This is a genomic window from Psychroserpens jangbogonensis (assembly GCF_000797465.1).
Classification (GTDB): Bacteria; Bacteroidota; Bacteroidia; order Flavobacteriales; family Flavobacteriaceae; genus Psychroserpens; species Psychroserpens jangbogonensis.
The window spans coordinates 97,343-117,144 of record NZ_JSWG01000011.1; the positions used below are offsets into that span (position 1 = coordinate 97,343).

General features: G+C 31.9%; 23 protein-coding genes. 7 read left to right on the forward strand and 16 right to left on the reverse strand.

Translation table 11 applies throughout. The features are described 5' to 3' along the window. The first annotated feature begins 21 nt into the window (after positions 1-21). Positions 22-849 (forward strand): glycosyltransferase family 2 protein, encoded by an 828-nt coding sequence (locus tag RH81_RS11665; protein ID WP_033960647.1) that lies wholly within the window; start codon positions 22-24, stop codon positions 847-849. Next, positions 849-1,466, forward strand: coding sequence for a YrbL family protein (locus RH81_RS11670; protein ID WP_033960524.1), 618 nt, complete (start codon positions 849-851; stop codon positions 1,464-1,466). The genes RH81_RS11665 and RH81_RS11670 overlap by 1 nt, the downstream gene beginning before the upstream one ends. Here RH81_RS11670 and RH81_RS11675 read toward each other — a convergent pair. Next, positions 1,456-2,514: a glycosyltransferase family 9 protein gene (locus RH81_RS11675; protein WP_033960525.1), complete on the reverse strand. Its 1,059-nt coding sequence runs from the start codon at positions 2,512-2,514 to the stop codon at positions 1,456-1,458. The two genes, RH81_RS11670 and RH81_RS11675, sit on opposite strands and share 11 nt — an antisense overlap. 17 nt (positions 2,515-2,531) lie before the next feature. Then, positions 2,532-3,347 carry a 2,3,4,5-tetrahydropyridine-2,6-dicarboxylate N-succinyltransferase gene (locus RH81_RS11680; RefSeq protein WP_033960526.1) on the reverse strand — a complete coding sequence of 272 codons (816 nt, stop codon included), beginning with the start codon at positions 3,345-3,347 and terminating at the stop codon, positions 2,532-2,534. A gap of 409 nt (positions 3,348-3,756) precedes the next feature. Between RH81_RS11680 and ruvX the strand changes: the two genes are divergently transcribed. The 4 genes from ruvX to mazG all read left to right on the forward strand — a co-directional run bounded on the left by ruvX (position 3,757) and on the right by mazG (position 6,064). After that, on the forward strand, positions 3,757-4,170 hold the full coding sequence (gene ruvX, locus RH81_RS11685; protein WP_033960528.1) for a Holliday junction resolvase RuvX: 414 nt from the start codon (positions 3,757-3,759) through the stop codon (positions 4,168-4,170). Positions 4,171-4,235: 65 nt separating this feature from the next. Continuing rightward, the gene (gene def, locus RH81_RS11690; protein ID WP_033960529.1) at positions 4,236-4,826 is read left to right on the forward strand and encodes a peptide deformylase; all 591 of its coding nucleotides are present in this window, start codon (positions 4,236-4,238) and stop codon (positions 4,824-4,826) included. Between the two features lie 26 nt (positions 4,827-4,852). Beyond that, positions 4,853-5,281: a DUF5606 family protein gene (locus RH81_RS11695; protein ID WP_033960530.1), complete on the forward strand. Its 429-nt coding sequence runs from the start codon at positions 4,853-4,855 to the stop codon at positions 5,279-5,281. A 9-nt stretch (positions 5,282-5,290) separates the two neighbouring features. After that, the gene (gene mazG / locus RH81_RS11700; protein ID WP_033960531.1) at positions 5,291-6,064 is read left to right on the forward strand and encodes a nucleoside triphosphate pyrophosphohydrolase; all 774 of its coding nucleotides are present in this window, start codon (positions 5,291-5,293) and stop codon (positions 6,062-6,064) included. Between the two features lie 201 nt (positions 6,065-6,265). Here the strand turns inward: mazG and RH81_RS11705 are convergent, their stop codons facing one another. From RH81_RS11705 to RH81_RS11750, 10 genes are all read right to left on the reverse strand, one after another. Beyond that, positions 6,266-7,012 (reverse strand): YebC/PmpR family DNA-binding transcriptional regulator, encoded by a 747-nt coding sequence (locus RH81_RS11705; protein WP_033960532.1) that lies wholly within the window; start codon positions 7,010-7,012, stop codon positions 6,266-6,268. Between the two features lie 70 nt (positions 7,013-7,082). Continuing rightward, the gene (locus RH81_RS11710; RefSeq protein WP_152604830.1) at positions 7,083-8,117 is read right to left on the reverse strand and encodes an LIC11966 family surface protein; all 1,035 of its coding nucleotides are present in this window, start codon (positions 8,115-8,117) and stop codon (positions 7,083-7,085) included. 1 nt (position 8,118) lies between these two features. Then, positions 8,119-10,176 (reverse strand): S41 family peptidase, encoded by a 2,058-nt coding sequence (locus tag RH81_RS11715; RefSeq protein ID WP_033960534.1) that lies wholly within the window; start codon positions 10,174-10,176, stop codon positions 8,119-8,121. 38 nt (positions 10,177-10,214) lie between these two features. Continuing rightward, positions 10,215-10,505 carry a 4a-hydroxytetrahydrobiopterin dehydratase gene (locus RH81_RS11720; RefSeq protein ID WP_033960535.1) on the reverse strand — a complete coding sequence of 97 codons (291 nt, stop codon included), beginning with the start codon at positions 10,503-10,505 and terminating at the stop codon, positions 10,215-10,217. A 114-nt stretch (positions 10,506-10,619) separates the two neighbouring features. Then, complete coding sequence (locus RH81_RS11725) at positions 10,620-11,453, reverse strand: sugar nucleotide-binding protein (protein WP_033960536.1); 834 nt, start codon at positions 11,451-11,453, stop codon at positions 10,620-10,622. A gap of 24 nt (positions 11,454-11,477) precedes the next feature. Then, entirely contained in the window at positions 11,478-12,548 is a 1,071-nt protein-coding gene (gene gcvT, locus RH81_RS11730; RefSeq protein ID WP_033960537.1) for a glycine cleavage system aminomethyltransferase GcvT, read from the reverse strand. A 215-nt stretch (positions 12,549-12,763) separates the two neighbouring features. Next, positions 12,764-13,297, reverse strand: coding sequence for a hypothetical protein (locus RH81_RS11735; protein ID WP_033960538.1), 534 nt, complete (start codon positions 13,295-13,297; stop codon positions 12,764-12,766). Between the two features lie 31 nt (positions 13,298-13,328). Next, positions 13,329-13,757, reverse strand: coding sequence for a DUF4268 domain-containing protein (locus RH81_RS11740; protein ID WP_033960539.1), 429 nt, complete (start codon positions 13,755-13,757; stop codon positions 13,329-13,331). 2 nt (positions 13,758-13,759) lie between these two features. Further along, positions 13,760-14,434: a ZIP family metal transporter gene (locus tag RH81_RS11745; protein ID WP_033960540.1), complete on the reverse strand. Its 675-nt coding sequence runs from the start codon at positions 14,432-14,434 to the stop codon at positions 13,760-13,762. Positions 14,435-14,473: 39 nt separating this feature from the next. Then, positions 14,474-15,205 carry a class I SAM-dependent methyltransferase gene (locus RH81_RS11750; RefSeq protein WP_052172542.1) on the reverse strand — a complete coding sequence of 244 codons (732 nt, stop codon included), beginning with the start codon at positions 15,203-15,205 and terminating at the stop codon, positions 14,474-14,476. 88 nt (positions 15,206-15,293) lie between these two features. On the opposite strand from RH81_RS11750, the gene RH81_RS11755 reads away from it, so the two are divergent. Beyond that, positions 15,294-16,454: a THUMP domain-containing class I SAM-dependent RNA methyltransferase gene (locus tag RH81_RS11755; protein ID WP_033960542.1), complete on the forward strand. Its 1,161-nt coding sequence runs from the start codon at positions 15,294-15,296 to the stop codon at positions 16,452-16,454. Positions 16,455-16,476: 22 nt separating this feature from the next. Here RH81_RS11755 and RH81_RS11760 read toward each other — a convergent pair whose 3' ends face one another. From RH81_RS11760 to rlmD, 4 genes are all read right to left on the reverse strand, one after another. Next, positions 16,477-17,001, reverse strand: a complete 525-nt coding sequence (locus RH81_RS11760; RefSeq protein WP_033960543.1) for a DinB family protein — start codon at positions 16,999-17,001, stop codon at positions 16,477-16,479. A gap of 97 nt (positions 17,002-17,098) precedes the next feature. Beyond that, positions 17,099-17,848 carry a DUF6048 family protein gene (locus RH81_RS11765; RefSeq protein WP_033960544.1) on the reverse strand — a complete coding sequence of 250 codons (750 nt, stop codon included), beginning with the start codon at positions 17,846-17,848 and terminating at the stop codon, positions 17,099-17,101. Continuing rightward, positions 17,814-18,365: a DUF6452 family protein gene (locus RH81_RS11770; RefSeq protein ID WP_052172543.1), complete on the reverse strand. Its 552-nt coding sequence runs from the start codon at positions 18,363-18,365 to the stop codon at positions 17,814-17,816. Before RH81_RS11770 ends, RH81_RS11765 begins: the two co-directional genes overlap by 35 nt. An 18-nt stretch (positions 18,366-18,383) precedes the next feature. Further along, a complete protein-coding gene (rlmD, locus tag RH81_RS11775) occupies positions 18,384-19,796 on the reverse strand; it encodes a 23S rRNA (uracil(1939)-C(5))-methyltransferase RlmD (protein WP_033960545.1) in 1,413 nt (470 codons plus the stop codon). Between the last annotated feature and the right edge of the window lie 6 nt (positions 19,797-19,802).

Genomic DNA, 19,802 nt, shown 5'->3' on the forward strand with positions numbered 1-19,802 from the left:
AAAATAACTATTTTTGATGCAATGAAAGCTATAGACATTTCAGTAATTATAAGTACCTATAATAATCCAAAGTGGTTACAGAAAGTATTGTGGAGTTTTGATGCTCAAACCTTCAAAAATTTTGAAGTCGTTATTGCTGACGATGGATCAAATGAAGACACAAAATTACTTATAGATTCTATGTCTACTAAATTGAGTTATCCTATACAACACATTTGGCACGAAGATAATGGCTTTCAAAAAACAATCATTTTAAATAAAGCAACAGTAGCCAGTAAAGGAGAGTATCTCGTTTATACTGATGGCGATTGCATCGCAAGAGCAGATTTTTTGCAAGTTCATGCCAATAGGAGAGAAGTTGGTTATTTTTTATCTGGAGGTTATTTCAAATTGCCTATAGATATTAGTGAAACTATTTCTGAAGCTGATATAAAGGAACAACATTGTTTTGATATCAAATGGTTAAAACAAAACGGGCATAAATCTTCATTTAAGAATAATAAAATTACTTCAAAAGGATTAAAAGAGAGTTTGCTTAATTTACTTACACCTACTACAGCGACTTGGAATGGTCACAACGCTTCTGGTTATAAAAATGATATTATAACTGCAAATGGTTACGATGAGCGCATGCAATATGGAGGTGAAGACAGAGAATTAGGAGAGCGTTTGTTTAATGCTGGACTCAAGGCAAAGCAAATTAGATATAGTGCTATTTGTTTACATTTAGATCATGCAAGAGGATATGTAACACCTGAAATGATTGAAAAAAACAAAGCTATAAGAGCAACTACAAAATCTGATAAAATAACAAAAACACCTTACGGTATAGAAAAACTAAATTCATAATGGTAGTTCTAAACAACGAACATTACATGGCTCAAGGCTTGGCAAGGAAATGCTATTTCTATCCTGATAATGATGCTTTATGTATTAAAATTGGATTGCCAGACGTTGATGAATCTCATATCACTAAGGAAATTGATTATTACAAAAAGATACAGAATAAAGACGTTGCAAAGTTCGACTACCCGTTTTATTCGTTATACCACGAAACTATTGAAACTAATGTTGGTGAAGGGTTTGTTTACGATTTAGTTAGAGATGAAAAGACTCAAAAGGTTTCAAAAACCTTACTTGATTATATTGTAATGAAGGATTGTCCGATTGAGGATTCAATCTTTGATTCTGCGTTACATAGGTTGAAAGAACAAATGATCAAACATAAGATATTTGCAAGCGATTTAAGACCTCGCAACATTTGTTGTAAAATACTTAAAGATGATTCAATTGAATTAATTATCATTGATGGGATTGGTCACAGAGACTTTTTGCCATTAGCTGATTGGTTTGGATATTTTGCTAGAAGGAAAGTAGTACGACGTTTTGAAAGCATCCATTTACATACAGCAGATGAACATCGTCAATTAATAAGGCGATTATATCCAAAATGGATTAATTGGTAGTAAGAAATTTTTTGAGTTCTTCAAAAAACAGAGACGGCTTAATCATTTCATAAAGCGACTTATAATTGTCTTTCAATTCTTTAGATGTTGAATTGTTCACAATATCTGGATTGAAGTCTTTTAAGTGAACAGAGACATTTTGTGTACCATCTTCAAACATATTCCATGCTTCTTTAATAATCCAAGGTGAGAAAATAGTAAAGGTTGGAATATTTAAAGCTTTAGCCATATTAACAGCACCTCCTTCATTCCCAATCATGGCAGTACAATGATGTGTAATGGCTAAAAATTCTCGTAATCCCTTTCCGAAGACATCAAAAAAGATGTGTTTTCGTGTTTCCAAAGCACAAAAATTATATACCGTTTTTGCTTCATCCACTTGTTTAGGTATGTAATTAAATAAAATTTGTCCGTTAGTTTGTTCTACAATAAAGTCAATCACTTTTGCCATGTGAGGCAAAGGATAAGTTTTATTATCACCACTTCCCAAAACGCTAATCATATATAAGGGCTTAGACAAATCTATATTTGAATCTTTAAGTAATTGATGAGACGTTTCAATCTCCTCAGGTGTTAGATGAATTTTCGGTCGAATAGGTTCCGGAATCTCTTTAACAATAGGTTCCAACATTTGCAATCTGTTCTCTATTGCTAATCCAGCGTTAGTTTTAGCCTCAGTTGCTTCTTTAAAAGTATTTGTGTAATAGTATTTTGTGTACCATTTATATTTCGAAATCTTAATGGCAGCACCAGAAAATTTTGTAATTAGATTACTCGAAAATTTTGAGTACACATCAATTACAACATCGTATTCTTCTTTTCTTATATCTTTTAGAAAGCTTAAAAATTGAGCTCGACTGTCTTCAATTTCTGGAGTAATAAATAAAAATTTATTTATATATGGATTATTCTCAACAACGGCATAGGTGTGTGAGTTTATGACATAGTGTAGCTCAGCATTTGGATGTTCGGCTTTTATAGCTTCAAACAATATGCTTGTGGTGAGCACATCACCAATCATTTTTTGTTGTATAATAAGAATTTTCAAAACTCTGAGATAATCAATTAAACAGCTACATCGTATTCACGTAAAGCATCATTAAGAGAAGTCTTTTTATTAGTACTCTCTTTACGCTTTCCAATAATTAAGGCACAAGGCACATTGTATTCTCCTGCAGGAAACGTTTTTGTATAGCTCCCAGGAATAACTACAGAGCGTTCTGGTACAATACCTTTCATTTCAACTGGTTCATCACCAGTAACATCAATGATTTTTGTACTCATGGTCAAAACGACATTAGCTCCTAATACAGCTTCTTTTTCAATGCGTACACCTTCAACTACAATACATCGTGAACCTATAAATGCACCATCTTCTATAATTACTGGTGCAGCTTGTAAAGGTTCTAAAACACCTCCAATGCCAACACCTCCAGATAGATGTACATTTTTTCCAATTTGCGCGCAGCTACCAACTGTAGCCCAAGTGTCAACCATTGTACCTTCATCAACATAAGCACCAATATTTACATAACTAGGCATTAAAATAGTTCCAGGAGATATGTAAGCACCATGTCTTGCTACAGCATTTGGCACAACACGAATACCTTTCTTTTTATAGTCACGTTTTAATGGAATTTTATCATGATACTCAAAAATACCAGCTTCTAGGGTTTCCATTTTTTGAATAGGAAAATATAAAACAACAGCTTTTTTAACCCATTCATTTACTTGCCAACCATTTTCAGTTGGTTGTGCAACTCTTAAAGTACCTTCGTCTAAAAGGTCTATAACGGTTCGTATACTTTTAATGGTTACTTCGTTAGTTAGAAGAGAACGGTCGTTCCAGGCATCTTCAATATACTGTTGTAATTCTTTCATTTTAATTATTGTCAGTTTTCACAAAGATAAGTCTATAAAATTCTTGTCATAATTTCTAATTCAGAAAAAAATAAAAAAAGATGTGACCTATTTAAAAAGATGGTGTCTTATAATTGTGATTATTATTGTTCTTGTGTTATCCTTAATACAAACACTTGATTTCTTTAATAATTAATAGCTAATTTTTAAAACACCTTTCTTACCCTGGAAGGGTGTTTTTTTTTTTTTAAAAAATTTATAAAAAAGATGTGACCCTATTCATAATCATGTGTCTTAAAAGTATAACATGAACTGTTTAAAGTAGAGGGTAAACTAGTTTATGGATAATTATTAATGGTTGATTATTTTAAAACGCTTCTTTGACCTTCAAAGAGGCGTTTTTTTGTTTTTTAACAATTACCTTTGCAATATGGCGAGAATACTAGCAATTGATTATGGTACAAAGCGTACAGGAATAGCTGTGACAGATGAGTTACAGATTATTGCCTCTGGTTTGACGACAGTAGATACTAAAGAATTAATAGGGTTTTTAAAGACCTATTCTTCGGAAGAATCGGTTGAGTTATTTATTGTAGGAGAACCGAAACAAATGAATTTTGAAGCCTCTGAAAGTGAAGTGTCAATTTCTAAATTTTTAGAAAAATTAGAAAAAGCTTGTCCAGATATTCCTATTAAACGAATTGATGAACGTTTTACATCTAAAATGGCATTTCAAACCATGATTGATAGCGGACTTAATAAAAAGCAACGTAAGAATAAAGCCTTAGTTGATGAGATTAGTGCTACAATCATCCTTCAAAGTTACCTTTATAATCAATCTTAAATAAACACAAAAAGTTATAAAATCACAATAAGAATTGTATTTTTGCAATCGAAAAATAATAGTACATGATATTACCAATAGTTGCTTATGGCGACCCTGTTTTAAGAAAAAAAGGAGAACCAATTACTAAGGATTACCCTAAATTAGATGCTCTTTTAGAAAATATGAAAGAGACAATGTATGGTGCTTTTGGTGTAGGTTTAGCAGCTCCACAAATTGGATTACCTATTCGAATATTTTTAGTGGACACATCTCCTTTTGCCGAAGATGAAGTCTTTACGGAAGAAGAACAAGAGGAATTAAAAAATTTCAAACGTACATTTATAAATGCTGAAATCATAAAAGAAGAAGGTGACGAATGGGCTTTTAATGAAGGCTGTTTAAGTATTCCTGATGTTCGTGAGGATGTATTCAGACAACCAAAAATAAAAATTGAGTATCAGGATGAAAATTTTGAAACTCATACTGAAGAGTTTGATGGTCTAATTGCTAGAGTCATTCAACATGAATACGATCATATTGAAGGTGTTTTATTTACAGATAAACTATCCTCATTAAAAAAGCGTTTGATAAAAGGAAAATTATTAAATATCTCTAAAGGGAAAATTACAGTCGATTACAGAATGCGTTTTCCAGCTATAAAAAAGAAACGATAACATATAAAAATCATAACCCATAAATTATGAGCTTAGATAAAATACTTTCCATTTCTGGAAAACCAGGTTTATATAAAATTATTGCACAAACTAGAAATGGCTTTGTTGCAGAATCTTTAATTGATCAAAAAAAAGTTAATGTAAATATTCACAGTAATGTGAGCATCTTAAGCGAAATTGCTGTTTATACATTAACAGAGGAATTACCATTAAGAAAGGTTCTTAAAAAGGTAATGGAAAAAGAAAGCGGTCAGCAGACATCAATAAGTCATAAAGACTCTAAAGATAGTTTAGAAGAGTACTTCTTTGAAGTATTACCAGATTATGATGAAGATCGTGTATATGCAAGTGATATCAAAAAAATTGTGCAATGGTACAATTTACTTCAAAAGCATGATATGTTAGATGCTTTAGAAGAAGATTCAGAAGTTGTAGCTTCGGAAGAAGAAGAATAAGTATTAAACATGTCTGATAAAAAGTCGCAATTAAAAGCTTTTGGGCGTTTACTCATCATTATGGATGAGTTGCGTGAGCAATGTCCTTGGGACAAAAAGCAAACCATGCAAACGCTTCGTCATTTAACTATTGAGGAAGTTTACGAATTAGGTGATGCTATTTTAGACAACGATTTAGACGAAGTAAAAAAGGAATTAGGCGATGTATTGCTTCACATTGTATTCTATTCTAAAATAGGAAGCGAATCTAACAGTTTTGATATTGCAGATGTTTGCAATAGCATTTGTGATAAGTTAATAGACCGTCATCCGCATATTTATGGTGATGTTGTTGTTGAAAACGAAGAAGATGTTAAAAGAAACTGGGAGCAACTCAAGCTTAAAGAGGGCAAGAATAGTGTTTTAGAAGGTGTTCCTAAAACTTTACCTGCTATGGTAAAAGCCAACAGAATTCAAGATAAGGTTGCAGGTGTAGGTTTTGATTGGGAAGAACCACATCAAGTTTTTGAAAAAGTAGAAGAGGAGCTAGGCGAATTGCAAGTTGAAATCAACGCTGGAGATCAAGATAAAATTGAAAGTGAATTTGGAGATGTCTTATTTTCAATGATAAACTACGCACGATTTTTAAAAGTTGATCCCGAAAGTGCTTTAGAGCGCACCAACAAAAAATTCATAAAACGTTTTCAGTATTTAGAGGAAAAGTCTAAGGATTTAAACAAACCATTATCTGATATGACACTTGCAGAAATGGATATTTATTGGGAAGAAGCGAAAAAAATATAATTTTTTTACTCGTTGTAGTCCAAACTTATAAAACCATTCGTATATAAAATAGATAGAAACCTATTACTAGGTTTCATTATCATAAGTAGGTAATCTTAATTAGATAGTTAAGCGGATGTGGTTAAGATTTAAAATTTAGTTTAGTTAGGGGTAAAATCCTGTCTGTTTATTCAGGCAGGATTTTATTATTTAAGACGTTTGTTATTCTGTTGTTTCTTCCATCGTATGATACACGTTTTGCACGTCATCATCTTCTTCAAGCTTTTCAAGTAATTTTTCTACATCATGAGCTTGTTCGGGAGTTATTGTTTTTGTTACCTGAGGTATACGTTCAAAACCAGATGAAATGATTTCTATTTTATTTACTTCTAAATAGGATTGGATGTTTCCAAAACTTTCAAATGGCGCATAAATCATGACGCTAGTTAACTCATTTCCTTCTTCATCCTCATCGGTATCTTCAAAAATTTCTTCAACACCAAAATCTATGAGTTCTAATTCTAATTCTTCTAAATCTAATTCTTCACCTTTAATTTTAAAATTACAGGTGTGGTCAAACATAAAAACAACAGAACCAGAAGTACCTAAACTTCCATCACATTTATTAAAGTAAGAACGTACATTTGCTACTGTTCGTGTGTTATTATCAGTGGCTGTTTCAATAAGTACGGCAATTCCATGTTGTGCATAACCTTCAAAAATAACTTCTTTGTAATCACCTTGACCTTTTTCACTTGCTTTCTTAATAGCGCGTTCAACATTGTCTTTAGGCATGTTTACAGATTTCGCATTCTGAATCACAGCTCTCAATCTAGAATTTGAATCTGGATCTGGACCACCTTCTTTCACAGCCATTACAATGTCTTTACCAATGCGTGTAAAGGCTTTACTCATTGCAGACCAACGTTTCATTTTTCTTGCTTTGCGAAATTCAAAAGCTCTTCCCATTATCGTTCTTTTTTAAATTTTTTTTGTTGAATTCAAAATTATCAAAATTTAATTGAAATGCCAACAAACATTAGTCTTTAGGAATGTGTTTTGCTAAAAAGTTTGCGTTGGTATTATTCAGTCCATTAATAGCAGCTTGACGATTAGTATTTAAATCGGTATTTACCTTATTGTAATTTTTAACAGCTTTATTAATATCCTTTACTTTCTTGTTATAAGCCTCAATTTGTTCTTTAGTACGTTTGCGTTCAGAAGTTTGATCTAAAGCCGTTTTAATTTTATCGAAATCTTCATTTAGGATAAGGTAATCTGTTAATTGTGGTACTTTGTTTTCTGTTTCATCAATAAAGAATTCAAACGCTTTTTTTGTCGCATTAATAATAGAATCATCTTTTTTATATTGTGATTTTGTCTTTAAAATTTCAAGACCATCTTTTGCAGCTGCGTTAAGTGCATTTGCATTTTGTTGAATGGCACTTACATCATTAGACTCTACAGCATCCCAAAGATAAATCTCATTGATGTATACTTTAAAATATACCAAATACATTTCATTATAATGTTCAAAAACTTCATTTGAAATTTTCATTTTTTTACCTAGATCATTTTCATTTTCTATAATTTCAATATTATGTTCTGTAGCAAAGGCATAAAATTTAGTTTCATATTCTTTTTGTGATTCCTCCATTTTTTTATCGGCCATTTCCTGAGCAATAATGTAGGCTTCCATGGCATCATAAGATTGTTCTGCTACTGCTTTCATATCTACAATTTCAGCATAATCATGATTTAAAAGACTTTTGTTAAGTCGCATGTGTTTTAGCACTTCATTCTTATAATCCTCGCCGTCAAAACCGTTGGCTTTTTCAATTTTTGCGATGGCCTTATCTATTGTTTTTAGCAGATTTTTCCTTTTACTATCAATGCTTCTGTCACTTTTACTGTGTGCGACAGCTTTAGTGTATTTCCACATGTTTTTAGTAATAGCTTGCTGTTCTTCTCCTACGAAATCTAGATATTCTGAAGCATTACTGAATTTTTGTGCCGTTGCAACGCTTGATATTAGAATACATAATATGCTAAATGTTAATGTGATATTTTTCATGTTAGTCATTGGTGTTTAATTTTAAAAGGTCCATTATAATGTGATGTGCCTCAGAAATATATATATCGTTTTGAATGTTTTTTAGTATTGTTTTATTGACGTCTTTCTGCTCGTCATTATAGCTAAGAATCTCGTTTGTTGAACTTGTGTTACTCACAACCAATGAAGATGCTTTGTTATCAATCACATCACTAAATATTTCCCATTGAGAATGATATGCATTAATGTTTTTATACACATTTTGCAAATTGAGAGGATATTCAGTTTCCAACTCAAAATAGTTTTCTATAATTAATTTGTTGAGTGATTTAACGGCGTCAAAAGCAGAATTGTTTTCAATGCGAGCTTGATTTTTAGTTACTAATGATTCTAAGGGAAGTGCTTTAAGTTTAATATATTTTAATGTAGGTTCAATAGAATCATTATCTAAAGCAAAAGAAGAGAAGCGCTCTTCAGTTTTAAAGTTATCATATAAATTTGGTAATCGTATATCTGGAATGACACCAACTGCCTGATGACTTTGTCCAGTTATGCGATAGAATTTTTCTACTGTAAGTTTTGAAAACCCTAATTCCGAATCTTCATCTAACGGCAATATCACTTGAGCTGAAGCTTTACCATGAGTTGTTGAGCCTACAACAATTGCTCTATTATAATCTTGCATAGCCGCTGCAAAAAACTCTGAAGCTGATGCACTAAAACCATTGATAAGGATAACAATTGGCTTCATAAATAAAGAGCCTCTATTCATATCTCTTATAGTATATGTTTCACCATTTCCATATTTCAAAATTGATAATGGACCTCTGTTAATAAACATTCCAGAAAGATCAGCCGCTTCTTTCATTGAGCCTCCACCATTAAAGCGTAAATCTAAAATAAGAGCATCAATGTTTTCTTTTTGGAGTTTATAAAGTTCTTTTGCAACATCGTTTGCTACACCTAAACCATTTGGAGATTCAAAATCTGAATAAAAATTATTAATACTGATGTAGCCTACATTAGCTTCGTCTTTTAATAAAAAACCTGTGACAGTATTATCTTCAATTTTTGTTTTTGTTTTGGTTAGCTCTATGGCTTTTATAGTGCCATTTTGCTTTTTAATTTTAAAGGTGATGGTTTTATTGTTTTCATCGTTGGTAAATGCGATGATGTCTTCGTTAGAAACGCAATACGTTTCTAAAACCACTCCGTTTGCTTGCAATGATTTAATAACATCTTTAGATTCGAAATTACCATTAATAAATGCTGGACTACCAGGCGTAATATGGGCAATGATAATATCACCATTATCATTTTTGCTTGTTACGATACCAAAAGAGAGTTGATCGTTCGATAAAGAGTTTACATAAGTTGTTTTATCTGTAGCATTAAAAAATGTAGAATTAGGATCATGAAAAGCAACATAAGCATTTAAGAAGGCTTCTTTTACAAATTGAGAAAGTCCGCCTTTTTTGTTTAGTAATTCTTCGAGTTTACATAATTCTTTTTGTATGATTTTTGGTTTAATATCTTTCTCTTCCGCAATAAAGTTTGCTGTAAGATTTTCAATTATGGAATCTTTTTCAATAAGTTCAAACAGAATATTATAGCGTAAACGTTTACTCCAATAACCAATTGTTTTTGAATTGTTATCAAGATACTTATAGGAAGCATCTGGTGCAAAGCGCAGCGTGTCTTTTCCCGAATAGTCTAATTTCGCTTTTGAAAAACTAGTTATGATCTGTTTTGCATTTTCTATACGTTCGGCAAGGATAATACTGTATTTATCAATAAACTCACAATCCTTATTTAAAATGTAATCATCTAATTGCAGACGATCCTTTTCGAACAAATCAATATCCTTTTTTGTAAAGAATTTTTTGTTGTTATCTAATTGGCCTAAAAATAATTTATATACACCAATAGAGAGACTGTCGTCTACAGGTTTAGGTTTGAAATGCTCTTTCTTTACTAATACTTTTATAGCTTGTAATTGGTCGCAAAACTCTGGTTGCTCCTGGGATGGAGCAATTAAAAAACAGCATAAAAAAGATAGTAGAGTAAGTTGTTTAAGCATAGAGGGATTTAGTAGGTTTCATTTTTTAGATTTCGCTATTAGTCTTGAACTTCAACAATATCTTCTATTGCTTCTGCTAATTTAAAATCTTTGTTTGTGACACCATTAACATCATGAGTTGACAATGAAATTTTCAAAACATTATATACATTACTCCAATTTGGATGATGATTTTGTGCTTCACATTCAAAAGCAATTCTGCTCATAGCGCTAAAACAATCTTTGAAATTATCAAATTCAAATTCGGCATGAATGGCATTTTTATGGTATTCCCAATCTGGAAAATGTAGTAGTTTTTTTTCAATAATGTCATCTGAAAGTAAACTCATAGTTATAGTGTTTCTATTAAAAGTATGAAATTTTATCGTAAAATAAGAACTTATCCCTTGCGAGAATACAAAATGAGTCAAACAGACAAAATAAACTTTGAAAGGTTGTTTTTACTACTTATTTAGCTCTTGAAGGACTTCAAGACTTGTAACTTGAAGATGTTTAGGAAGTTTATTAAACTTTGGAAGTACTGCTAAGTAACGATCTTCGTTGGTTGTATAAACATGTTTGTACAACACTCCGTTTTTGGTTGTAATTTGATTAACAATGTCTTTAATGTATTCATCATGATGTACTAGGTCTGTACTTCCTAAATGAAACACACCAGACTTATTTCTGTTAATCATGTAATGAATTTGTTGAGTGACTTTAGAGTCTGTTGTCACATTCATAATGATATTCGGAAAAATTTCAATAGCAGTTTTGTCTGCTAAATGTTGTTTTAATTCCTTTATTCTTGGAGACTGAGCACCAAGAACCATTGGTAGTCTCACAATTGCCGCTTTTTTCTTCGGAAGACGTAACAGCATGTTTTCAATTTTTATTTTGAAATGGCCATATATACTACCGCTAAAGGTTTTATCTAATTCGTAACTTGGATATTTACTGTAGGCATCAAATACATTGGCTGACGACAGAAAAATAATCTTACAATCGTGTTCTAAAACATATTCTGAAAGGTGCTGATGCGCTATAGTTTGCGCTTGAAAATCACCTCGCAAGGCCGAAATAATGATAGTAGGTTTTGTTGCATTTAATACATCGTAAACGTCATCCTCTTCAACATTGTATTGCAAAAAGTGATTATTGTCTTTGTAGATTTTGTGAGGAACGCGGTAGGTACCAAAAGTTTTAAAATAGGAACATAGTTCTTTGTAAATAGCATTTCCTATAAACCCACTAGCTCCTAAAATTAATATACGATGTTTGCTGTCGTTCTCCTTCATGAATCACTACGTCAATGGATGTAACTAAAGTTTGTAGAATGGTAGCTTTACAACAGTTGCTGGAATAGTTTTTTTACGAATTTGAATATTTATTTTACTATTAACATCTGCAAAAACGGTAGGCACATAACCTAAACCAATCCCTTTATTTAAACTTGGAGACATTGTTCCGGAAGTAACTATACCAATCTTTCTTCCGCTAGAATCAACGATATCATAACCTTGACGTGGAATACCTCTGTCGTCAAGTTCAAAAGCAACTAATTTGCGTTCTGCTCCACGACGTTTTTCATCTTCTAAAGCTTCAGAATTTGTAAATGTTTTAGAGAATTTTGTAATCCAACTTAAACCTGCTTCAATTGGAGACGTAGTATCGTCTATGTCATTTCCATAGAGGCAATAACCCATCTCTAAACGTAAGGTATCACGAGCAGCTAAACCAATAGGCTTTGCTCCAGCTTCGACAACTTTATCCCAAACTTGTTTCACTTCAGAATTTTTGCAATAGATTTCAAATCCACCACTTCCAGTATAGCCAGTAGCTGAGATAATAACATGTTCAACTCCAGCAAAATCACCTACTACGAAGTTGTAAAACTTTATTTCAGAAAGGTCATGACTAGAAAGCGTTTGCATTGCATCAACAGCTTTTGGACCTTGAATGGCTAAAAGCGAATAGTTCTCACTAAGATCTTTCATTTCAGCACCAACATCATTTTTAGATGAGATCCAGTTCCAATCCTTTTCTATGTTACTTGCGTTAACAACCAATAAATAGGTTTCTTCCTTGATCTTATATATAATTAAATCGTCAACAATACCACCATCATCATTTGGTAAACAACTGTATTGTGCTTTTCCAACTGTTAGTTTTGAGGCATCATTGCTACACGTTTTTTGAATTAAATCAAGTGCGTTTGGACCTTCAATTAAAAATTCTCCCATATGCGATACATCAAAAACACCAACTCCAGTTCTTACGGCTTCATGTTCGATATTGATACCATCATATTGTACTGGCATATTGTAACCAGCAAAAGGAACCATTTTTGCTCCAAGTGCTTCATGAGTTTCTGTTAAGGCTGTATTTTTCATTAAAATGAGTTTTGTGTTTCCGTTTAACGGAAGTGATATTATTTTACTTAAAAAGGGATAATTCTTCCTTTGATTTTCAATGACAAATGTATCGAAAATTATCTGTTTTATTACAAGAGTATTTCGACAGAAATTTCAAGAATTAAAGTATTTATTGAAGTGTTAATGAATAAAGGGATTTCCCTAATGATTTCAAATTGCTTGGATAAAATGATTTATTCTTGCCAAGACTCAATTAAATCATCAATTTCAAAAGAGTCATCTGGAATGTATAAATTATCCCAATACAAACTCCCATTAATTTTAACAAATACTCGGTAATATCCAGGATTTAAATCTTCAATATTTATAGTTAAATTAGAACTGTTGACCTCATTAAACTTAAGTTCTGCTTTAGAATCCACGTTTTCTTCAGTGTACAAATCAGAATCTAAAAACTCATCAAAGTCAGTTTCCTGATATTTTTTTTCAGCATGTGCAGCAATCAACCAAATATCTGAAATTGTATTAAATGATTGTATTGTTATATTATCTGATGGTGGGTTTGGGAAAGCCAAGAATTGAGAACCAGTAAAAACATTTGGATTACCGAGTTTAATTGATTCTGATACATCAGACATTCTAATATTTATTCCTGTAACCAAGGTAATACTGTTTACGTCTGAGCTTATAGATGATGAATCATCGTCATTAGAACAACCAAGTAAGATAAAAAAAATGATTATAAATTGAAAGAGTTTATGATTCATTATTTTGGTTTAGTTAAGCAAGTTTTAAGTCTTAATCCTTTAGAATATCTTCGAAATCAGTAAAAAAGCTTTCAAATTTATCCATATAGGTCTTGAAGAACACCATAACGTTTTGCCAACTGTTTTTGTTATGAATGGAAACTTTTTGCTCAAGCGGTAAATAAATTCTAGAAATTTCCTTTCCATTATCGAGGTAGTAGGTTTCTTCAAAAATAGCGTCACTCAAATACTCATCTTTAAGAATGCTTTTTAGACTTAAAAGTTTTTCCCAAGAATTAATTCGATTTTCTAAATCATCCTCAAGATCTAAGGCTATTAGAGCAGATTTTGTGTCAAAATGAAACTTAAAAGAGAAGCCTTTGATTTTCGTATCATATAAAATCCATTTCCTAGGAAATGACTTTCCGAAGCTTGTCCAAAACTCTTGTCTTAACTGTCGTGACTCTTCTTTTGAAAACATAGTTAAATAAGATAGGCAATTCCAACTCCTAAAATAATTGCAGTGAGTTTTGATAAATTGAATTTATGACCTTCACCACTTTCAAATAATATTACTGTAGAAATATGAAAAAAGATACCAATCACTACGGCATTAATGATAAACACATAATTTGAAATCCAATCTACATTGTTAGAAACTATAGTTCCTAAAGGAGTCATCATTGTGAAAACTACTAAAAACCCAATAATCTGTAGTTTACTAAAACTGGATTGTAATAAGAACATAGTTAATAATGCAGCAATTGGAATTTTATGTATTAATACACCATACACCATGTCATTATGCTGGTGAATAGGAAATCCTTCTAAAAAACTATGAATACATAAACTAATAAACAACAACCAAGGGAATGCTGTTTCATCTTTATGGATATGCACATGGCCATGCTCTGCACCTTTAGAGAAAAACTCTAATATGATTTGCAATAAAATACCAGACATAATAAACAAGCCAGTTTTTTTGCCATCTAAATGTTCGTAAACTTCGGGTAGTAAATCAAAAAGAGTTAACGCTAATAAAAATGCACCACTAAAAGAGAGTAGTAGCTTTGTATAAGCGTTTCTTTGTTGTTTAAAAATAACAACTATAAAAACTCCAATTAATACGGCATATACAGGAAATAAGTATTTATTCATTTACAATGTTCTTCTTGAGTGCAATTTAATGTATTCTGATTATTTAAAAACCATAACTAGACGTTCTGAAGTGTTTTTATGAAATGGATTCAGTTTGAAATCTCCAAAGACATCTAGTAAATAAACACCAGCTTCTTCAAAAAGAACTTCGAAGTCTTTAAGCGTTAATGCTTTTACTCGTTCTTGAAAACGATAATCTTCATTGTTAACACTAAACGTAATGGTTTTAATGATGTAGCCATCTTCAACATGTCGTTTCTGATTAAAATCAATCCCATCAACAGTTTTTACATTTTCAGCAACTAGATTATTGACAACAAAGTCACTATTCAAAAAGTCAATTACACCAAAACCGTATTCATTTAAGTTTTCTTTAATAGATTTAATTGTTTTGAGATTGTCATCTTCATTTTCAAAATACCCAAAACTAGTAAAAAGATTAAATACAGCATCAAATTTTTTACCATAAGGCTTACACATATCATGAACATCAAAATGTAAAGTCTTATTTTCAAATTGCTTTGCGTAAGAAATGCTGTTTTCAGATAAGTCTACTCCAGTAACTTCATAACCTAAAGAATTTAAATACATAGAGTGACGACCTTTTCCACAGGCAAGATCAAGAATTTTGCCATGCTCAGGAATGTTTAAATATTCAGTAAGGTTGTCCATAAACAATTGAGCTTCACTATAATCTCTATCCTTATAAAGAATATGATAGAAAGGTGTATCAAACCAAGATGCGTACCATTGCTGTGTGTCTTCTGTCATGTTTATTTCCCATAGTAATGGGAATCCTTTTAATTCTTCTTTTAAGCCACAAAAATACTTTATTTTTGCTATCTATTAGTCGTATGGTATGGAGAATAATTATAAAATGGTGGCCAAAACACTATTTGGTTTTGAAGATTTATTAGAACGTGAGCTTATTCAATTGGGAGCTATTCATGTAAAAAAAGGCGTAAGAAACGTTAGTTTTACTGGAGACAAAGGCTTTATGTATAAGTGTAATCTAGCATTGCGTACTGCCATTAAAATTCTTAAACCAATACATTCATTTAAAGTAAAAAATGAGCAGGATCTTTATGATAATATCTACAAGATGCCATGGGAAAATTACCTAAAGGCAACAGGTACTTTAGCTGTAGATGCAACTGTTAATTCTTTAGTGTTTACGCATTCATTATATATTGCTCAAAAAACCAAGGATGCTATTGTAGATAAATTTAGAGATACTGAAGGACAACGTCCAAATGTAGATTTGAAGTTTCCTGACGTAAAGATTAATGTTCATATAGACAGAAACACGTGTAACATCTCTTTAGATTCTTCTGGAGATTCATTACATAAAAGAGGTTATAAAACGGCAACTAATATTGCACCAATCAATGAAGTGCTTGCAGCTGGTTTAGTTATGCTTTCGGGTTGGGATGGTCAATCTGATTTTATGGATCCTATGTGTGGTAGTGGTACTATTTTAGCTGAAGCCGCTATGATAGCTTGTAATATTCCACCAAATTTGATGCGTAAAGAGTTCGCTTTTGAACGCTGGTCTGATTGGGATGTTGATTTATTTGAAAAGATAGAAGAATCACTCCTTAATAAAACGAGAGACTTTCATCATAAAATAATTGGTTATGATAAGTCACCTAGTGCTGTTTCAAAGGCTCAGGCAAATATTGAAAATGCGAAATTAGAAGATTTTGTTCATATACAACATGAAGATTTCTTTAAGACTAGGAAATCTGGTAGCGAGAAATTACACATGGTATTTAATCCACCTTATGGTGAACGATTGGATATTGATATGGAAACGTTTTATCAGGATATTGGAGATACGTTAAAACAAGGCTATCCAGGAACTGATGCTTGGTTTATTACCTCAAATTTAGACGCATTAAAACATGTAGGCTTGCGTCCTTCACGAAAAATACATCTTGTAAATGCAAAACTAGAAGCACGTTTAGTAAAGTATGTAATGTATGAAGGAAGTAAAAAAGGAAAGTATATGGACAACTAGATGTTGTTAGTCTTATTGGTAATTAGTATTTTTCTTCCAGTGTATTAGTGTGATGCTCAATGTGATGAGCTGTCCACATAATGATTTCTCGTATTGGCATTTTTCCCATAAGAGGATGTGGAAGTATTAGAGTATCTAAGTTTTTGTCTGAAATTTTTCTTGCTTTATACTGTAGTTTTTTGCTTTCAACTTGTAAACGATCTAATATGAATTGTTTCTCAGTTAAAAGAGGTGTTTTCATGTTTCTTGATGGACCAAAAGTTCCACCTTCCGCATTTTTTAGACGTTCTTGATACCGATTAACTACTGTTTGGTAATCTCTAACTTCTCTGTTTGACTTTCCGTATTTATAACGCAATAAAAATTTAGGCATGCTCAATGCATTATTAAGAAGCTTAAAGCTTTGAAGTAGATGTAAAGCGTGTTGACCAGTTGTCCATTTACCTTTTGGACCTTCAAGCCATTTATCATCTTCCTGTTTTGAAATCCAAGTGACTAAAGCTTTGTTCTTGTCCTCTATAAGGTCTGCAATTGAATCTTTATCCATATAAATCGTTCGTTGTATATATGGAAAAGATATAAAATATTTATGGATTTATCAGTATTGAAATTTAGGGATAGTTATAAAAAAGAGCACTGTGATTTTAATCTTCCTTTTCAACTACTACTTTTTTGTCTTTTTTAATAATAGGGATGAGGTAAGACAAGTTGTAACCAAAGCCTATTCCAAATCGTCCACTATCATATGTCCTGTTAAATCCAGGAATATATTGGTTTTCAAACCCTTCAGGCTCATCTTCACTGACTAAACTTTTAATTTGAATATTAAGTCCTAAGAATAAATTACTAAATAATTCTGCTTTTATACCTATAATGAGTTCTACCCAAATTGCTGTTAAACCACTTACTTCTCTTGACTCTTCTGAAGAAAATTGACTCGGCCAATATTGATTGGTATTATACACTGTGAAACTATCTAGGTTTTGGCTAAATGTACTTGCTCCAACTCGTAAACCGAAATAAATCATGTTTTGCATTTCTAACCAGTTTTGGTAAGAATTATAGTCAATACCAGCTTTAAAATAACTACCAGTTGCAGTAACGCTTAGAAAATCATTTGAAATAGTTCGCTCTTCAGTTCCTAGTTCACCTGCTAGATATATTTTCTTTGTCAATCTATAATCTCCGGTAATTTCAAAGCCTGTGTAATCCTCATCAATAACTGTTCTAACTAATCTACCTATATCAGCACCAAGACGCAATCCATATTTTTGTTTATAGATTAAGGTATCAGATTTCGTTTCTTCATCAATTGCTTCTTGAGCATTTAAAACACCACAGAAGAGAAAGAGGAAACTACTAATGAAAAAAGTTAAAATGTGTCGTTGTTTCATCTTCAATTGATTGATTATCATTTAGGGGTTGTGCAAGAACAATCCATCTGTCCATATCATCTAAATCAAATTGGATATTGACAGTTCTATAAATTGTTTTATAACCGCATGCACGCGATACATAAACGTTTTCAGTTATATAGTTTATGGTAATAATATCTTCATTTCCAGTAACAAAATCATCGCTAGTATCACCTGGAGTTCCATTGTCATCTATGGCATAATCTCTTCTGAAACTAAAACTTGTAGAACTTTCATCGGTTTTTAATGGTAATTCTACTTCACTAACTGTAGAGTTACCGGTGAAATCTGAGAGTGCATCATCATTCCCAACACCTTGAATTCTTAAATTAGGGACATTTTTATTGTTCTCCTGATTAGAAACATCAAAAAACTCCAATATTAATCTTGGTGTTGTTGGTACATCTTCAGGACAAATATCATCACGTTCACAAGTGCATACAGTAGCTAATAGGAAAACTGCTAGACTAATTCTTTTTATGATGTTAAATTTCAAATTTATTCGATTTATGTATTAGTGTTTTTCCAAAAGTACAACATTTTCAACATGATGCGTTTGCGGAAACATGTCAACTGCCTGTGTTCTTGTTATTTTATAAATGTCTTTCAATAAAGCTAAATCTCTTGCTTGTGTGGCACTATTGCAGCTCACATAAACAATTTTGTCTGGAGCAATATTTAGAATTTGCTGAACAACATCTTTATGCATCCCATCACGTGGTGGATCTGTAATAATGACATCTGGTTGGCCATTTTTTTCAATGAACTCTGTATTAAATACATTTTTCATATCACCAACATAAAAGTCAACGTTTTCAATTCCATTTAATTGTGCATTCTCTTTGGCGGCCTTTATAGCATCGGGAACAGCTTCAACACCAACTACAAATTTTGCTTGCTTTGCAACAAACTGAGCAATGGTTCCTGTGCCTGTATATAAATCATACACAAGTTCATCTCCTTTAAGTCCTGCGAAATCTCTAGTGATTTTATACAACTCGTAAGCTTGATCTGAATTGGTTTGATAAAATGATTTAGCATTTATTTTAAATCGTAAGCCTTCCATTTCTTCAAAAATGTGATCGTTGCCTTTGTAGCATATCACATCTTGGTCATAAATAGTATCGTTTGCCTTACTGTTAATTATATATTGTAATGAAGTAATCTCCGGAAATGATTCAGCAATAAAATCTAAAAGTAAAATTCGCTTTTCTTTATCTTCTTTAAAAAACTGAATGACTATCATAAGATCACCAGTAGTCGATGTTCTAACCATCATTGTACGAAGAAGTCCAGTTTGCTGTCTTGTATTAAAAAATTCTAAACCGTTTTCAATTGAAAAATCTCTAACTGCATTTCTAATACCATTTGAAGGATCTGCTTGAAGCCAACATTTATTAATGTCTAGAATTTTGTCCCACATTCCTGGAATGTGAAAACCTAATGCATTTCTATCTCCTAAATCTTTATCAGAATCAATCTCTTCTTGAGTCAGCCATCTGGAATCACTAAAGGAGAATTCCATTTTATTTCTGTAAAAATAGTGTTCAGCCGATCCTAAAATAGGAGAGACTTCAGGTAATTCTAAATGACCAATGCGAACTAAATTATTAGTAACTTCTTTTTGTTTAAACTCTAATTGATACTTGTAATCCATGTGTTGCCACTTACAACCACCACAAACACCAAAATGCTCACATTTGGGCTCAGTACGTTTATCAGATAATGTATGAAATTTTATGGCTTTTCCTTCGTAATATGCTTTACGCTTTTTAAAGGTTTGTACATCTACAATATCACCAGGAACAGCGTTTGGAAGAAACACTACGCGACCATCAGGTGCTTTAGCAACGGTTTTTCCTTTTGCTCCAGCATCAATCACTTCTATATGTTCGAAAACTTGTCTTTTATTTTTACTTCTTGCCATAGGGCA

Bases quoted from the DNA above. Each gene is read 5' to 3' on its own strand.
- RH81_RS11715 (WP_033960534.1), bottom strand. From the start codon at position 10,176: ATGCTTAAACAACTTACTCTACTATCTTTTTTATGCTGTTTTTTAATT.
- mazG (WP_033960531.1), top strand. From the start codon at position 5,291: ATGTCTGATAAAAAGTCGCAATTAAAAGCTTTTGGGCGTTTACTCATC.
- gcvT (WP_033960537.1), bottom strand. From the start codon at position 12,548: ATGAAAAATACAGCCTTAACAGAAACTCATGAAGCACTTGGAGCAAAA.
- ruvX (WP_033960528.1), top strand. From the start codon at position 3,757: ATGGCGAGAATACTAGCAATTGATTATGGTACAAAGCGTACAGGAATA.
- RH81_RS11710 (WP_152604830.1), bottom strand. From the start codon at position 8,117: ATGAAAAATATCACATTAACATTTAGCATATTATGTATTCTAATATCA.
- RH81_RS11705 (WP_033960532.1), bottom strand. From the start codon at position 7,012: ATGGGAAGAGCTTTTGAATTTCGCAAAGCAAGAAAAATGAAACGTTGG.
- def (WP_033960529.1), top strand. From the start codon at position 4,236: ATGATATTACCAATAGTTGCTTATGGCGACCCTGTTTTAAGAAAAAAA.
- rlmD (WP_033960545.1), bottom strand. From the start codon at position 19,796: ATGGCAAGAAGTAAAAATAAAAGACAAGTTTTCGAACATATAGAAGTG.
- RH81_RS11740 (WP_033960539.1), bottom strand. From the start codon at position 13,757: ATGTTTTCAAAAGAAGAGTCACGACAGTTAAGACAAGAGTTTTGGACA.
- RH81_RS11745 (WP_033960540.1), bottom strand. From the start codon at position 14,434: ATGAATAAATACTTATTTCCTGTATATGCCGTATTAATTGGAGTTTTT.
- RH81_RS11725 (WP_033960536.1), bottom strand. From the start codon at position 11,453: ATGAAGGAGAACGACAGCAAACATCGTATATTAATTTTAGGAGCTAGT.
- RH81_RS11695 (WP_033960530.1), top strand. From the start codon at position 4,853: ATGAGCTTAGATAAAATACTTTCCATTTCTGGAAAACCAGGTTTATAT.
- RH81_RS11680 (WP_033960526.1), bottom strand. From the start codon at position 3,347: ATGAAAGAATTACAACAGTATATTGAAGATGCCTGGAACGACCGTTCT.
- RH81_RS11665 (WP_033960647.1), top strand. From the start codon at position 22: ATGAAAGCTATAGACATTTCAGTAATTATAAGTACCTATAATAATCCA.
- RH81_RS11735 (WP_033960538.1), bottom strand. From the start codon at position 13,297: ATGAATCATAAACTCTTTCAATTTATAATCATTTTTTTTATCTTACTT.
- RH81_RS11760 (WP_033960543.1), bottom strand. From the start codon at position 17,001: ATGGATAAAGATTCAATTGCAGACCTTATAGAGGACAAGAACAAAGCT.
- RH81_RS11755 (WP_033960542.1), top strand. From the start codon at position 15,294: ATGGAGAATAATTATAAAATGGTGGCCAAAACACTATTTGGTTTTGAA.
- RH81_RS11765 (WP_033960544.1), bottom strand. From the start codon at position 17,848: ATGAAACAACGACACATTTTAACTTTTTTCATTAGTAGTTTCCTCTTT.
- RH81_RS11750 (WP_052172542.1), bottom strand. From the start codon at position 15,205: ATGACAGAAGACACACAGCAATGGTACGCATCTTGGTTTGATACACCT.
- RH81_RS11720 (WP_033960535.1), bottom strand. From the start codon at position 10,505: ATGAGTTTACTTTCAGATGACATTATTGAAAAAAAACTACTACATTTT.
- RH81_RS11670 (WP_033960524.1), top strand. From the start codon at position 849: ATGGTAGTTCTAAACAACGAACATTACATGGCTCAAGGCTTGGCAAGG.